Origin of the sequence: Deinococcus sp. LM3 (assembly GCF_002017875.1) — a bacterium.
Lineage (GTDB): Bacteria > Deinococcota > Deinococci > Deinococcales > Deinococcaceae > Deinococcus.
Genome location: NZ_MUFV01000001.1, coordinates 2,918,297 through 2,932,525 on the forward strand (window position 1 = coordinate 2,918,297; position 14,229 = coordinate 2,932,525).

A 14,229-nucleotide genomic window follows, 5' to 3' on the forward strand; every position below is an offset into this window, starting at 1 on the left:
CTGAATGTTCTGGAGATGGAGGGAAGCCGTATCACAGGACTTCCTTCTCGCTGCGGCTCAGGACCTCGTGGCCGTCCTCGGTGACCAGCACCAGATCCTCGATCCGCACGCCGCCCACGTCCGGCAGGTACGCGCCGGGCTCGACGGTCACGATCATGCCGGGTCGCAGCACGTCCTCGCTGCTGCCGCGCAGGCTGGGGCCCTCGTGGACCATCAGGCCCACCCCGTGCCCCAGCGAGTGCGCGAACGCCTCGCCCAGCCCGTGCCCGGTCAGGATGCCGCGCGCCAGGGCGTCCAGGTCCGCGCCGCTTACGCCGGGCTGCACCGCCTGCACCGCCGCCTCCTCGGCTTCCAGCACCGCGCGGTACACGCGGGCCATCTCGGGGCTGGGCGTGCCCACCGCGACCGTGCGGGTCATGTCGCTGTTGTACCCGTTCAGGCGCGCGCCCATGTCCACCGTGACCAGCTCACCGTCTTCGATCACGCGGTCCGACGCCACGCCGTGCGGCATCGCCCCGCGCGGCCCGCTCGCCACGATGATCTCGAAGGCACTCTCGGCCCCGGCGCGGCGCAGCAGCGACTCGATCTCCAGCGCCACGTCCAGCTCGCGTACGCCCGCACGGATCATGGGGCGCACCTGCGCGAACACCCGGTCGGCCAGTGCCTGCGCGTCCCGCACGGCCTGCACCTCGTCCGGCGACTTGACCATCCGCAGGTCTGAGAGCAGCCCGGCGGTACCCACCAGCGTCGCCTGCGGCCAGTACGCCCGCAACTGCTCCAGTTCGGCCACGGTCAGGCTCTCGGCCTCGAAGCCCACGCGCAGGTCCGCGAGGCCCGGCGCGGCGTGCTCCAGCGTGGCGGGCGGCCTCGCTATGAACTGCGGCAGGCGTGACTCCTGCGCCGCCTGCACCGTGTACCGCGCGTCGGTGTACAGCGTCTCGCCCTGCGGCGTGACCAGCACCTTGCCGTCCTTGCCGCTCGTGAACCCGCTCAGGTACCGCACGTTCGCCGCGTCGCTGATCCACAGGGCGTCCACTCCGGCGCGGCCCATGGCGGCGCGCAACTGCTCCAGTTGACTCATGAACGGCAAAGTAACACGCGTCCCCCCGGCCCGTCTGCCCGCCCGGCGGCTGCCCCCGGTGCCCGCGCCGGGCAGGTCGGGCCGCCGGAATGCTGTACAGTACGCGCAATCCCGCCTGCAGACCCGCCTCGCCTGTCCCCGCACCGGAGACAGTGTGAACGGGATTACCTGTCATGCGCTTATACTCGTTTATCGGGACAATCGACACGGCCTTTTTCAGGTCTGGTAACACCCCCAAGGAGGGATCACCGTGAAACTTCACGAGTATCAGGGTAAGGAAATTCTGCGCCAGTTCGGCGTCAACGTTCAGGACGGCAAGGTCGCCCGCACCCCCGACGAGGTGCGTCAGATCGCCCGTGAGTACGGACAGCCCGTCGTCGTCAAGGCCCAGGTGCACGTGGGCGGACGCGGCAAGGCCGGCGGCGTGAAATTCAGCCCCACCGAAGACAAGGCCTTCGAGAACGGCGAGAAGATCCTCGGCATGGACATCAAGGGCCTGACCGTCAACAAGGTCCTGGTCACCAAGGCCGTCGACATCGACGCGGGCGTCGAGTACTACGTCGGCATGATCGTCGACCGCAACGTGCAGAGCTTCACCCTGATGGCCAGCGCCGAGGGTGGCATGGAAATCGAGGAAGTGGCCGCCGCCACCCCCGAGAAGATCATCAAGCACCGCGTCGATCCCGTCACGGGCCTGCGCCCCTACGAGGCGCGCGAAGTGGCCATCAAGGCCGGCTTCAAGGGCAACCTGAACAAGATCGCCGACATGATGGTCAAGATGAGCGAGGCCGCGCTGAAGCGTGACGCCGTGCTCGTCGAGATCAACCCGCTGTTCGTCGGCCCCGACGGCATCCCGCTCGCCCTCGACACCAAGTTCGAGATCGACGACAACGCCATGTACCGCCACCAGGACCTCGCCGACTGGCGCGAACTGGAAGCCGAGCACCCCCTCGAAATCGAGGCCAGCAAGTACGGCTTCGCCTACGTGAAACTCGACGACGGCAACGTCGGCGTGCTGGGCAACGGCGCGGGCATCGTGATGACCTCCCTCGACGTGGTCAACCGCGCCGGCGCCAAACCCGCCAACTTCCTCGACATCGGCGGCGGCGCCAAGGCCGAGATCGTGTACAACGCGGTCAAACTGGTCAGCAAGGACACCGACGTCAAGGCCATCTTCATCAACATCTTCGGCGGCATCACCCGCGCCGACGAGGTCGCCAAGGGCGTCATCCAGGCCCTGAACGACGGCATCCTGACCAAGCCCGTGCGCATGCGCATCGCCGGCACGGCCGAGGACGAAGCCAAGGCGCTGCTCGCCGAGGTGGGCAGCCCCCTGATCCAGATGTACGCCACCATGTTCGAGGCCGCCGACGAGGCCGCCAAGGACGCCAACGCCGCGGAGGGCAAGTAATGGGCATTCTCGTTGACAACAACAGCCGCGTGATCGTGCAGGGCATGACCGGCCGCGAGGGCGCGAGCCACAGCCGCGCCATGAAGGACTTCGGCACGCAGGTCGTCGCGGGCGTCACGCCCGGCAAGGGCGGCACCGACTTCGAAGGCTGGCCCGTGTACAACAGCGTCGCCGAGGCGAAAGCCGCGCACGACGCCAACGTCAGCATCATCTTCGTGCCCCCGGCCGGCGCCGCTGACGCCGTGCTGGAAGCCGCGCACGCCGGCATGCCCCTGATCGTCCTGATCACCGAGGGCGTGCCCACCGTCGACATGATGAAGGCCGTGCAGGAAGTCAAGGCGCTCGACGCGCAGAGCCGCGCCGAAGGTGGCCAGGGCATCCGCCTGATCGGCGGCAACTGCCCCGGTCTGGTCACCAACGGCCAGGCGAAGGTCGGCATCATGCCCAACAAGATCTACACCAACCCCGGCCGCATCGGCCTGATCAGCCGCTCCGGCACGCTGACCTACGAGGCCGCCAAGCTGCTGAACGACGCGGGCATGGGCACCAGCACCACCGTCGGTATCGGCGGCGACCCCGTGATCGGCACGACCTTCGCGGACGTGCTGCCCCTGTTCGAGGCCGACCCTGACACCGACGCCATCGTCGTGATCGGCGAGATCGGCGGCGCGGACGAGGAAGCGGCCGCCGAGTACATCGCCCAGCACATGAAGAAGCCCGTCGTGGCCTTCATCAGTGGCCGCAGCGCGCCCAAGGGCAAGCGCATGGGTCACGCCGGCGCGATCATCATGGGCGACGTGGGCACCCCGGAAAGCAAACTGGCTGCGTTCGCCGCTGCGAACGTCCCGGTCGCCGACACCATGCCCGAGATCATCGACATGGTCAAGGCCGCCCTCAACAAGTAAATTCTTCTCCTGCGGCCCGGCTCACCCCAGCGGTGGGCCGGGCCGTTTCGTGCGATGTGGGTCACATGAACGCCGCGCTGACCTGTGGTCACACCTGCGTCAGCCTCGCGCGTAGACTGAGGGCATGAAGCTGCGACGCATCCTGACCACCACCACTGCCCTGCTGTGCGCCGGGCCGGCGTACGGTCTGACCATCCGCGGCACCGTGGAGGGCGGCGGAGGGGATGACCTGCGCGTGGCGGGCTTCGCCGTGTCGCCGTTCGGGCAGGTGACCGAGGAGATCAGCAGCGTTCCGGTCGAAGGGGGCCGCTTCGTGCTGGAACTGCCCATGACCGCCCCGACCGCGCGGGCGCAGGTGGACCTGACGCCGCAGAACGTCACCTGGCCCGGCGTGATCGATCCGGTGTCGGTCTCCACGCAGGCGCGGGTGGCCGAGATGAAGTTCTTCGTGTACCGCGACCTGAACCGCAACGGCCGCCGCGACGACGCCGAGGCGCTGCGCGACGTGATGCCGAACGTGGAGCGGGCCACGCTGTTCGTGGCGTGGGTGAACACCGACGTGACCGTCAAGGCCAGCCGGGGCTACGAGGCCACCCTGAAACGCGGCTGGAACGCCCTGATCGTGGACGTGGGCCGCGCCGTGCGGGTGCAGCCGTTCGCAGACTCCACGGTGGTCACGGTGCGACTGGCCCGCTGAGATCACCACCATTGGCACCGTCGCTGCGCCTCTGCCTGACTCTGGGTAGGGGCGCGGCCTGTCTCGGTGCCCCGATGCCGTCAGCCGGATGGAGGCCTGGATAGGGATCAAACAAATCATTCACGGTCTGGACTTATCGTGAAACTATTCACTTATGTAGATACCCGATCCCTACCCCCCTTGCAGAAGAGGGGTCAGAGGCGCACAGGGCCCGCAGAGCGTCCGCGCCGTGCTTCGCACCTCTCCACATCCAAGCGGGGAGAACGGTCATAGCCGCCGTTCTCCCCGCACCCGCTCAGGACGTCACGCCGAGGGCCGTGCGTTCGTAGGCGCGGATGTACTGCGGCACGATCAGGCTGGGATGAAAGCGTCCCACGGCCGCCGCCCGGCCCGCCGCGCCCATCTGCAGGTACAGCTCCCGGTTGCGCAGGATGCGTAGCGCAGCGTCCGCCATGGTGTCCACGTCGCCCACGTCCGCCATGAAGCCCGTCACGCCCTGCTCCACGACCTCCGGAATGCCGCCCGCGTTCGACGAGACGACCGGCACCTCGCAACTCATGGCTTCCAGGGCCGCCAGACCGAAACTCTCCTGCCGGCTGGGCAGCAGGAACAGGTCGCTGATGCCCAGCACCGTCTCCACGTCCGGGAACGACCCCAGGAAGTGCGTGCGCCCGATCACGCCGAGCTGCTGCGCCAGCTCGAACACGCGCGGGCGCTCCGGGCCGTCCCCGATCATCAGCAGCCGCGCCGGAATCTCGCTGGCCACGCGCGCGAACACCTGCACCACGTCCTCCGGGCGTTTCACGGGCCGGAAGTTGCTGACGTGCACCAGCAGCGCCTCGTCCGGATGCGCGAACCGCGCCCGCACCGCCGGGTCCGTTACGCGCACGAAGCGTTCGCTGTCCACGAAGTTGTGAATCACCTCGATCTCCCGCTCCACTCCGAACACCTCCTGCGTGTGCTGCGCGAGGTAACTGGACACGGCCGTCACGTGGTCACTCTTCTCGATGGCGTGCCGGGTCGTGTGCCGGAACGCGGGTTCCAGCCCGACCAGCGTGACGTCCGTGCCGTGCAGGGTGGTCATCACCCGCGAGCGGCCGGTGATGGCCCGCGCGTGAATGGCGGCCGTGGCGTGCGGAATGGCGTAGTGCGCGTGAGACAGTTCCACCCCATGCTCGAGGATCACCTCGGTCAGGGTGTTCGCCGCCGCCAGTTCCGGGTACGGCTGATCGAACAGCGCGTACGCGTAGGCGCTCACCTGATGAAAGTACGGCCCGCGCATCCCGCCGTGCCCGCCCAGACGGAACGGCTGCGCCGACCCCACAAAGTGAACCTCATGACCGGCGCGGGCCACCTGCAGGCCCAGTTCGGTCGCCACCACACCCGATCCGCCCGCGCTGGCGTGACACAGCACCGCGACCTTCATGCCCGCCACCCGCGAATCCCACTGCTGTCATCCTGGTTCATGACTGCGGAGTATAGAGGCCCGGCGTCAGGGAAAAAGTCGCTCCCGGTGCCATTCGGCACCCTGCCCGGCAACCTTGCGTAACCCTGACAATTCCATGTATGAAGGTGGGCTTCCCCCGTCAAGCCGAAAAAATCACAGTGAGCGCTTCGAGAAACGCTTAGAACACACTCATATGATTGCCGTTGTCACCGACTCGACCTGCGACCTGCACCCCGACAGTGCCCGGCAACTCGGCATTCACGTCGTTCCCCTGCAGGTGCACATGCGCGACCGCACCCTCCTGGACTGGCAGGAAGTGGACCCGGACGCCGTGTACGACCATCTGCGTGCCGGCGGCACCGTCACGACCTCGCCCGTCCCGGCCGACACCTTCGCCGCCCGCTACCGCGAACTGCTCGCCACGCATGATCAGGTGATCAGCATTCACCTGTCCGGCAAGCTCTCCGAGACCGTCCGTCACGCCCGGCAGGCCGCCGAGAGCACCGGCGAGAGCAGCCGCATTCACGTGGTGGACAGCGAACTGGCCTGCGGCCCGCTGGCCGAGGTGGTCATGGCCGCCCGCGACGCCGTCCAGGCCGGCGCGGACCTTCAGGCCGCCGCGCAGGCCGTCCACGCGACCCGCAACCGCATCCACTCGGAACTCAGTGTCGCCACCCTCGACTACCTTCGCCGCAGCGGCCGCATTGGCCGCGCCCAGGCGTTCCTGGGCAGTGTCCTCGGCGTGCGCCCCATCCTGAACTTCGAGGCCGGGCAGCTGAAAGCCGTGCGCCGCGCCCGCGTCGATCAGGCGGCCGGCGACATGCTCGGCAACCTGCGCGAACGCTTCGGCACCCGGCCCCTGAGCGTCACCATCATGCACGCCGGCCGCGACACGACCCGCATCAACGCCCTGCGCGAAGCCATGACCGCCAGCGGCCTGAACGTCCAGAAAGGCCGCGTGCAGCTCATGGGCCCGGTCATCGGCGCGCACGTCGGCCCCGGCACCTACGGCTTCAGCGCCCTGCCCCTCGACGGCTGAACCCCAGGCAGAAGGCAGAAGGCAGAAGGCAGAAGGCAGAAGGCAGAAGGCAGAAGGCAGAAGGCAGAAGGCAGAAGGCAGAAGGCAGAAGGCAGAAGGCAGAAGGCAGAAGGCAGAAGGCAGAAGGCAGAAGGCAGAAGGCAGAGCCGCGTCGCAACTGGACGCGGCTCTGCCCTCAATCCGGGTCCGGATCAGTTGTGACTGACGGTCTCCAGGCGTTCCAGGTAGGCCTTCCCGCCTTCCACGTCCGCCTCGAAGCCGCCGCCCGCACCGAACACCAGCGTCTCGGCCAGCGTCTCGCTGCTCAGGTACTCCTGCCACGCTTCGGCGGCCTCGCGGGCGTCGCCGCTCAGGTCCAGGTGCAGGGCGATGCGGTCCTGCACCTCGAACCCGGCCTTCTTGCGGGCGTCCTGCACGCCGCGCACGAGGTCGCGGGCCAGTCCCTCGAGTTCCAGTTCGCGGGTCAGGGTGGTGTCGAACGCGACGAGGTACCCGGCTTCCTCCTGCGCGGCGAAGCCTTCGGGGGACTGGGCGTCCACGAGGACCTCGTCCGGCCCGAGTTCGAAGCGTTCACCAGTGGGTGCCACGACCTCGAACTGCTTGCCGTCGCGCACAGCGCGGGCGATCTCGCTGGCGTCGGCGGCGGCCAGAGCGGCGCGGACCTGCGGGACGGCCTTCCCGAACTTCTTGCCCAGGACCGGGAGGTTGGGGCGCAGCACGTAACTGACGAGTTCCGTGAACTGGTCGATCAGTTCGACCTCCTTGACGTTCAGTTCCTCCTTGATCTGCTCGGCGAAGCGGCCCAGTGCCTGGGTCTGCTCGGCGGTGCGGGCGCGCACCATGACCTTCGGGAGCGGCTGACGCTGGCGCATCCCGGTCTGCCCTCGCACGGCGCGGCCCAGGCTGACGACGCGCAGCACGGCGTCCATCTCGGCGACCAGGACGGGCGCGGCGCTGGCCTCGTCCACGGTCGGCCAGGAGGTCAGGTGAACGCTGTCGGGGGCCTGCGGGTCCAGGGGCCGCACGAGGTTCTGGTACAGCGTCTCGGCCAGGAACGGCGTGAACGGCGCGGTCAGTTTCGTGACCGTGACGAGCGCGGTGTGCAGCGTGGCGTAGGCGTTGTGGTCGGCGCCGTCGTCGCCCGCCCAGAAGCGGCGGCGGTTGCGCCGGACGTACCAGTTGCTCAGGTCCTCGGTCACGAAGTCCTGCAGGGCGCGGCTGGCCCCGGTCGGGTCGTAGTTCTCCAGCGCGGCCGTGACGGTGGCGGTCAGGGCCTGCACCTTGGCGAGCAGCCAGCGGTCCACCTCGGGGCGCTGATCGGCGGGCGCGGCGGCCGTCAGGTCCGGCTGGTCGAGGTTCGCGTACAGCACGAAGAACGAGTACGTGTTCCACAGCGTCAGGAAGTACGAGCGGAACGCCTCGCCCACGAGGTTCATGCCGAAGCGTCGGCTCAGTTCGGGCGGCGCGCTGACGTACATGTACCAGCGGGCGGCGTCGGCGCCGTACTGGTCGAAGACCTCCCAGGGGTTCACGACGTTCCCCTTGCTCTTGCTCATCTTCGCGCCCTTCTCGTCCAGGATGTGCCCGGAGCAGATGACGCTCTTGTACGCCACGGAGTCGAACACCATCGTGCCGATCTGGTGCAGCGAGTTGAACCACCCGCGCGTCTGGTCGATGGCCTCCGCGATGAAGTCGGCCGGGAAGCCCCCGTTCTCGAATTTCTCCGTGTTCTCGAAGGGGTAGTGGTGCTGCGCGAACGGCATGGAGCCGCTGTCGTACCAGACGTCCATCACGTACGGCACGCGCCGGAAGGTCTTGCCATCTGCCTCGAAGGTGATGTCGTCCACGAACGGCCGGTGCGGGTCGAAGTCGGGTCCCGTCAGTTCGGGGCGGCCACTCAGTTCGGCCAGCTCGGCGTAGCTGCCGATCACGCGGTACTCGCCATCCTCGGCCTCCCACACGGGCAGCGGGGTGCCCCAGTAGCGGCTGCGCGACAGGTTCCAGTCGATCAGGTTCTCCAGCCACCCGCCGTACCGGCCGTTGCGGATGTGCGGCGGGTGCCAGTCGATGGTCTGGTTCAGTTCGATCAGGCGTTCTTTCAGGCGGGTGTTGTTCAGGTACCAGCTCTCGGTCGCGTAGTACATCAGCGGCGTGCCGCAGCGCCAGCAGTGCGGGTACGCGTGCAGGAAGTTCTTTTCTTTCCACATCAGGCCGCGCGCGCGCAGGTCGCGGACGATCTCGGTGTTCGCGTCGCGGAAGAACACCCCCTTCCACGGGCCGAAGCGGTGCTTGCCCTCGCCGTCCACGCCCACGATCACCGGGAAGCCGTAATTGCGGGCCAGACGCATGTCGTCCTCACCGAAGGCGGGCGCGGTGTGCACGATGCCGGTGCCGTCGCTGTCGGACACGTAGGTGTCCAGGCCCGACATCCACACGGTCTTGCCCTCGCCCTCGGCGTCGTAGGCCTCCGTGAACAGCGGCTGGTACGCCACGCGCTCCAGTTCGCTGCCCCTGAAGGTCTTCATGACCTCGGCGTCCTCGCCCAGCACCTCGCCTCGCAGGCTGGCGGCCAGGATCAGCACCGCGCCGTCCTTGTCCCGCGCGGCCACGTACTCGAAGTCCGGGTGGATGGCGACGCCCACGTTGTACGGCAGCGTCCAGGGGGTGGTCGTCCACACCAGGAACGCCGCGCCGTCCTCCAGGCCCAGGCTGGCCGGGTCGGTCAGGCGGAACGGCACGTACACGCTGGGGTCCTGGATGTCCTTGTAGCCCTCGCTGACCTCGGCGTTGCTCAGGGTCGTGCCGTCTTTGGGGCAGTACGGCGCCACGCGGAAGCCCTTGTACAGCAGCCCCTTCTCGTTCAGGTTCTTGACGCTCCACCAGATGCTCTCGATGTAGTCCCGGTGCAGCGTCATGTACGCGTCGTCCAGGTCCACCCAGTAGCCCATGCGCTCGGTGAACCGGCGCCACTCGGCCTCGTACTCGAACACGCTGGCGCGGCACTCCGCGTTGAATTTATCGATGCCGTACGCCTCGACCTCGCGTTTGCTGTTCAGGCCGAGCTTCTTCTCGACGCCCAGCTCGACCGGCAGGCCGTGCGTGTCCCAGCCGGCCTTGCGCGGCACGTGGAAGCCCTGCATGGTCCGGAAACGCGGGAACAGGTCCTTGAAGGAGCGGGCCTGCACGTGGTGCACGCCGGGCTGCCCGTTCGCGGTGGGCGGCCCCTCGAAGAACGTGAAGGTCGGCCCCTCCTTCGTCTGCTCGAGCGAACGCTCGAACACGCGCGCCTGTTTCCAGAAGGTCAGGATGTCCTGCTCCAGCGCGGGGAAATTCGGGTTGCCCTGCACGGGCTTGAAGAGGGGTTTCTGTTCGGTGGTCATGGGATCTCCAGATGGGACACAGGGGGCTTGGACAGAGCGGGCGTGGAAGGATTGATGTCGGGATTGATGTCGGGGGCGGGGGTCACCCGCGTCCGAATCGGCCGTCCGGGCGGGACGGGGCAGGGGACGGGGCGGAACGGTCGCGGCATGGTCACCTCCGGGGGGTGCGGGTCTGATCAGAGGCGGGGCCAGTCGGCCGTGGAGCCAGTTGGCCGTGTGGCCAGTCAACCGTGGAACCGGTCGACTGTGGCACTAGTCCACGATGAACAGCGTGGCTCCCTGCTGCGTCCCCGAACGGTGCGGTTCGGCGTGATCGGCCACCTGATACGACTCGCCGGGCCGCAGCGTGAAGGTGCGTCCGTCGGCCAGTTCCGTGTCCAGTTGCCCGGCCAGGACCAGCAGGATATGCCCCTTCTCGCACCAGTGATCCGCGAGGTAGCCGGGGGAGTACTCGACCATCCGCACGCGCACCGCTCCGAATTGCCGCTCTCTCCACACGGCCTCGCCCCGCTCGCCCGGATGCCGGGTGGCAGGCACGTCGGCCCAGGTGGTGACGCCGAAGGGAATGTCGGTCAGGTGCATGGCTCGGGCCTCCGGAAGGGCAGGGAACAGCAAGGGGGGGCGGCGGTTCACTCAGCGGAAACGGGGCAGAACGCTGCCTCGTGTGCTGGGACGCGCCGCCCGGAATTCCGGGGGGGAGAGCGTGGTACCACCCAACTTCACCGCCCGCGTGGAGGGGGCGGCCTTCGTTGCCAGTCCCTCTGCCGGGGGGTGTCCGGACGGTTCTACTCGGCCCCCGCCTGGGGGCTTTTCTTCCGTCAGCGCGGGAGGTGATGTTCGGCACTCGCGGCTGGCGTCAGGCTCTCACCGTCCCTGACTCGCTCCAGCTGCCCTGCGTGGCCTACTGTCCTCACGTTCGCTTCGTGGTTGTCTCACCCCGCTTGGGGGCTGCGCTCATGGTAGGACGGCAGGCTACGTCGGTCAACGTGTGCGGACCGCGCTCACCTGCCCGGAGTATGCTGAGGTCCGCTCCGCACCCGCCATGCCCCCCTCTCGAAGCGGCCCGCACGTCCCCCCGCGAGCCTGCAGGTGTTTACAATGACTGCCAGGGAGAACCTTAATGAAACTCTGTATCCACAACCTTAATCACCGGCCACGCGCGCCGTTTCCGGCTGCCGGGCGCGAGGTCCAGCTGTGACGGACCCCACCCTGAACAGCCTGCCGTACCATGAACTGCAGCAGAAGATCCTGCCCGAACTGCACCTGATCGCGGCCGGCTACGGCATCGAGAACTACCGCAAACTGAAAAAAGATGCCCTGGCGCTGGCCATCATGGAGCACCAGGCCGACGCCGAGGGGCAACTGCTGGCGCGCGGCTTCCTGGAAATCAGCGCCGACGGCTACGGCTTCCTGCAGGCCGACCTGCTCGACCCGAACAGCCGCACGGTGCTGATCACGGCCGGGCTGATCAAGCAGTTCTACCTGCGGACCGGCGACGAGATCATCGGCCGGGCGCGCAAACCCCGTGAGAACGAACGCTTCGGCTCGCTCGTGCAGGTGGAAGCCGTGAACGGCCTGGATCCCGAAACGGCCCGCCGCCGCCCGCGCTTCGACGACCTGACCCCCACCTTCCCGGACGCGCAACTGGTGCTGGAAGACCCCACCATGGACGACGGCCTGAGCCTGCGCGTCGTGGACCTGCTCGTGCCCATCGGGCGGGGGCAGCGCGCGCTGATCGTCGCGCCGCCCAAGGCCGGTAAGACCAGCCTGCTGAAGAAGATCGCGAACTCCATCGTCAAGAACTACCCGGACGTGACCGTCATGGTCCTGCTGGTCGACGAGCGCCCGGAAGAAGTCACGGACTTCCGCGAGAGCGTGCAGGGCGCGCAGGTCATCGCCAGCACCTTCGACGAGCCGCCGCAGCATCACGTGCGCGTCGCGGAGTTCGTGCACGAACGCGCCCGCCGCATCGTCGAGGAAGGCGGTCACGTGGTGATCCTGCTGGACTCGATCACGCGACTGGCCCGCGCGAACAACCTCGTGACCCCACCCACCGGACGCACCCTGTCCGGCGGTCTGGACAGCAACGCCCTGCACTGGCCCAAACGCTTTCTGGGCGCGGCCCGCAACATCCGCGAGGGCGGCAGCCTGACCATCCTGGCCACCGCGCTCGTCGAGACCGGCAGCCGCATGGACGACGTGATCTTCGAGGAATTCAAGGGCACCGGCAACGCGGAACTCGTGCTGTCGCGCCGCCTGGAGGAACGCCGTATCTTCCCGGCGCTGGACATCCTGAAGTCCGGCACGCGCCGCGAGGAACTGCTGCTGCAACCCGAAGTGCTGAAGAAAATGTGGCTGCTGCGTAAGGTCATCAGCGACATGGACCCGGCGGACGCCATGGAAATGCTGCTGTCCCGCATGGGTAAAACCCGGAACAACGTCGAATTCCTGCAGGGCCTCGCCGGCGGGTGACGTTGTCTATTCTCGATTCTGGAGTCCCTACTTGCCTTTTCCCTTTTCCCGCGACCTGACCTTCCGGGCCGCCGTGACCGCCGCGCTGCTGCTGGCCCCCCAGGCCGGCGCGCAGCAGGCCACGCCCCTCGAACAGCTCACCGCGCCGCTGCAACCGAACCTGCAGGCCCCGGCGGACCTCGTGCTGGACCGCGTGCCAGACCGGAACCTGGAGGTCGTCACGGACGGCCGCACCGCCGCCGGGAGCCTCGCGCGCCGCTACGGCGTCACGCCCGGCGCGGTCCGCCTCCTGGACCGCCGTGACGGCCTGCGCCTGTTCCGGGTGCAGTTGCCGCCGCGTGAGATCGCCCGGCAGCCGCAGCGTCCGTCGTCCGTCCGCACGTACGTCGTGCGGGCCGGGGACACCATGGGCCGCGTCGCCAGCCGCTTCGGCCTGACCCTGGTGGACCTGCTGAGCGCCAACCTCGACCGCACCAGCCTGGACGACCTGCCGGTCGGTTCGGCCCTGAACATCCCGACCGGTCAGCCAGGCCTGCTGGTCAAGATCAAGCCCGGTCAGTCGGCGCTGTCCCTGATTGCCGGGTACGGCGCGGATCTCGTGGCGACCGCCCGCGTGAACGACGTGCTGCCCACCGAACTGGAGGTGGGGGACGAACTGCTGCTGCCGGGCATCCGCGCCGAGAGCTTCGCGCAGACCCTCGCGGAGAAACGCGAGGCCGAGCGTCAGGCCCAGATGGCGCGGGAGCGGCAGCTGAAGTACGAGCGTTACCTCGCCTGGAAGAAGCAGAAGGAACGCGACCGCCTGGAAGAGAAATACGCCGCGCAGGCCCGCTACGAGAAGTACCTCGCCTGGAAGAACAGCCCGGAACGCCGCGCGCAGATGGAAGCCTACGAACGCCAGGCGCAGTACGAGGCGGCGCAGGCCGCCGCCAGAGAGCGTCAGGTGGCCCAGACGCCGCAGCGCACGGCCGTCTCGGCCGCCAGTTCCGGCAGCGTCCGTTCCGGGCTGGCCTGGCCCATGCGGTCCTACCGACTGACCAGCCGCTACGGGGAACGGGATATCGCCTTCCACCGGCAGTTCTTCCACGGCGGCATCGACCTGGCCGCCCCGTACGGCACGCCGATCTACGCGGCGGCGGCCGGGACGGTCACGCAGAGCGGCTACGGCGCGTTCGGCCTGAACGTCTGGACGACCGGCGGGGACTCCACGCTGATCTACGGCCACATGAGCCGCGCGGCCGTGTCGGCTGGTCAGCGGGTCGAGCAGGGGCAACTGCTGGGGTACGTGGGCTGCACCGGCGTCTGCACCGGCCCGCACCTGCACTTTGAGGTCCGGATCGGCGGGGAAACCATCAATCCACTGGGACTGCTCCCTTGACGTACCCGGGAACGCGCCTGAATCTGCTTGTCGTGGACGACGAGGAGCAGATTCTCGAGTTGCTCGACCTGACCCTGACCATGCAGGGATTCCAGGTGTACCCGGCCGCGAACGGCCCGGCCGCGCTGGATCAACTGGCCCGGCAGTCGGTGGACGTGATCGTCATGGACGTGCTGATGACCCCCTGGGACGGCTTCGACACGGTCCGCCGCATGTTCGACCTGCAGGGGGGGGCGCTGCCGCCCGTGGTATTCCTGTCCGGTCTGGCGCGACCGGCCGTCATGCCGGAACTGGGGGACGGGGTGATCACCGAGTACGTGGTCAAGCCGTTCCGTCCGTCGCAGCTGGTCGAGGTGATCGAGCGGGCCCACCTGCGCTGGCAGCAGCGGGTCACCTGAGCAGATCGACTGGACGGATCG

Annotated in this window: 11 protein-coding genes; 7 read left to right on the forward strand and 4 right to left on the reverse strand. The window is 68.2% G+C overall.

What is annotated here, in order from left to right:
• Nucleotides 1-31 precede the first annotated feature (31 nt).
• Nucleotides 32-1,081, reverse strand: coding sequence for a Xaa-Pro peptidase family protein (locus BXU09_RS13760; protein ID WP_078304200.1), 1,050 nt, complete (start codon nt 1,079-1,081; stop codon nt 32-34).
• 250 nt (nt 1,082-1,331) lie between these two features.
• On the opposite strand from BXU09_RS13760, the gene sucC reads away from it, so the two are divergent.
• The 3 genes from sucC to BXU09_RS13775 all read left to right on the forward strand — a co-directional run bounded on the left by sucC (nt 1,332) and on the right by BXU09_RS13775 (nt 4,094).
• Nucleotides 1,332-2,492 (forward strand): ADP-forming succinate--CoA ligase subunit beta, encoded by a 1,161-nt coding sequence (gene sucC, locus BXU09_RS13765; protein WP_078304203.1) that lies wholly within the window; start codon nt 1,332-1,334, stop codon nt 2,490-2,492.
• Complete coding sequence (gene sucD / locus BXU09_RS13770; RefSeq protein ID WP_078304207.1) at nt 2,492-3,397, forward strand: succinate--CoA ligase subunit alpha; 906 nt, start codon at nt 2,492-2,494, stop codon at nt 3,395-3,397. The genes sucC and sucD overlap by 1 nt, the downstream gene beginning before the upstream one ends.
• A gap of 124 nt (nt 3,398-3,521) precedes the next feature.
• Entirely contained in the window at nt 3,522-4,094 is a 573-nt protein-coding gene (locus BXU09_RS13775) for a hypothetical protein (protein ID WP_078304210.1), read from the forward strand.
• Nucleotides 4,095-4,389: 295 nt separating this feature from the next.
• On the opposite strand, the gene bshA is transcribed toward BXU09_RS13775, so the two are convergent.
• The gene (gene bshA, locus BXU09_RS13780; protein ID WP_078305043.1) at nt 4,390-5,520 is read right to left on the reverse strand and encodes an N-acetyl-alpha-D-glucosaminyl L-malate synthase BshA; all 1,131 of its coding nucleotides are present in this window, start codon (nt 5,518-5,520) and stop codon (nt 4,390-4,392) included.
• A gap of 214 nt (nt 5,521-5,734) precedes the next feature.
• On the opposite strand from bshA, the gene BXU09_RS13785 reads away from it, so the two are divergent.
• A complete protein-coding gene (locus BXU09_RS13785) occupies nt 5,735-6,580 on the forward strand; it encodes a DegV family protein (RefSeq protein WP_078304213.1) in 846 nt (281 codons plus the stop codon).
• 191 nt (nt 6,581-6,771) lie between these two features.
• Here BXU09_RS13785 and ileS read toward each other — a convergent pair whose 3' ends face one another.
• Together ileS and BXU09_RS13795 are read right to left on the reverse strand one after the other, a co-directional pair.
• Nucleotides 6,772-9,960 (reverse strand): isoleucine--tRNA ligase, encoded by a 3,189-nt coding sequence (gene ileS / locus BXU09_RS13790; RefSeq protein ID WP_078304215.1) that lies wholly within the window; start codon nt 9,958-9,960, stop codon nt 6,772-6,774.
• A gap of 252 nt (nt 9,961-10,212) precedes the next feature.
• A complete protein-coding gene (locus BXU09_RS13795) occupies nt 10,213-10,542 on the reverse strand; it encodes a DHCW motif cupin fold protein (protein WP_078304218.1) in 330 nt (109 codons plus the stop codon).
• A 612-nt stretch (nt 10,543-11,154) separates the two neighbouring features.
• Between BXU09_RS13795 and rho the strand changes: the two genes are divergently transcribed.
• The 3 genes from rho to BXU09_RS13810 are packed head-to-tail and all read left to right on the forward strand — an operon-like array spanning nt 11,155 to nt 14,208.
• On the forward strand, nt 11,155-12,432 hold the full coding sequence (gene rho, locus BXU09_RS13800; protein ID WP_055363062.1) for a transcription termination factor Rho: 1,278 nt from the start codon (nt 11,155-11,157) through the stop codon (nt 12,430-12,432).
• 31 nt (nt 12,433-12,463) lie between these two features.
• Nucleotides 12,464-13,810, forward strand: coding sequence for a M23 family metallopeptidase (locus tag BXU09_RS13805; protein WP_078304220.1), 1,347 nt, complete (start codon nt 12,464-12,466; stop codon nt 13,808-13,810).
• Complete coding sequence (locus tag BXU09_RS13810) at nt 13,807-14,208, forward strand: response regulator (RefSeq protein WP_078304223.1); 402 nt, start codon at nt 13,807-13,809, stop codon at nt 14,206-14,208. The genes BXU09_RS13805 and BXU09_RS13810 overlap by 4 nt, the downstream gene beginning before the upstream one ends.
• Nucleotides 14,209-14,229: the final 21 nt, after the last annotated feature.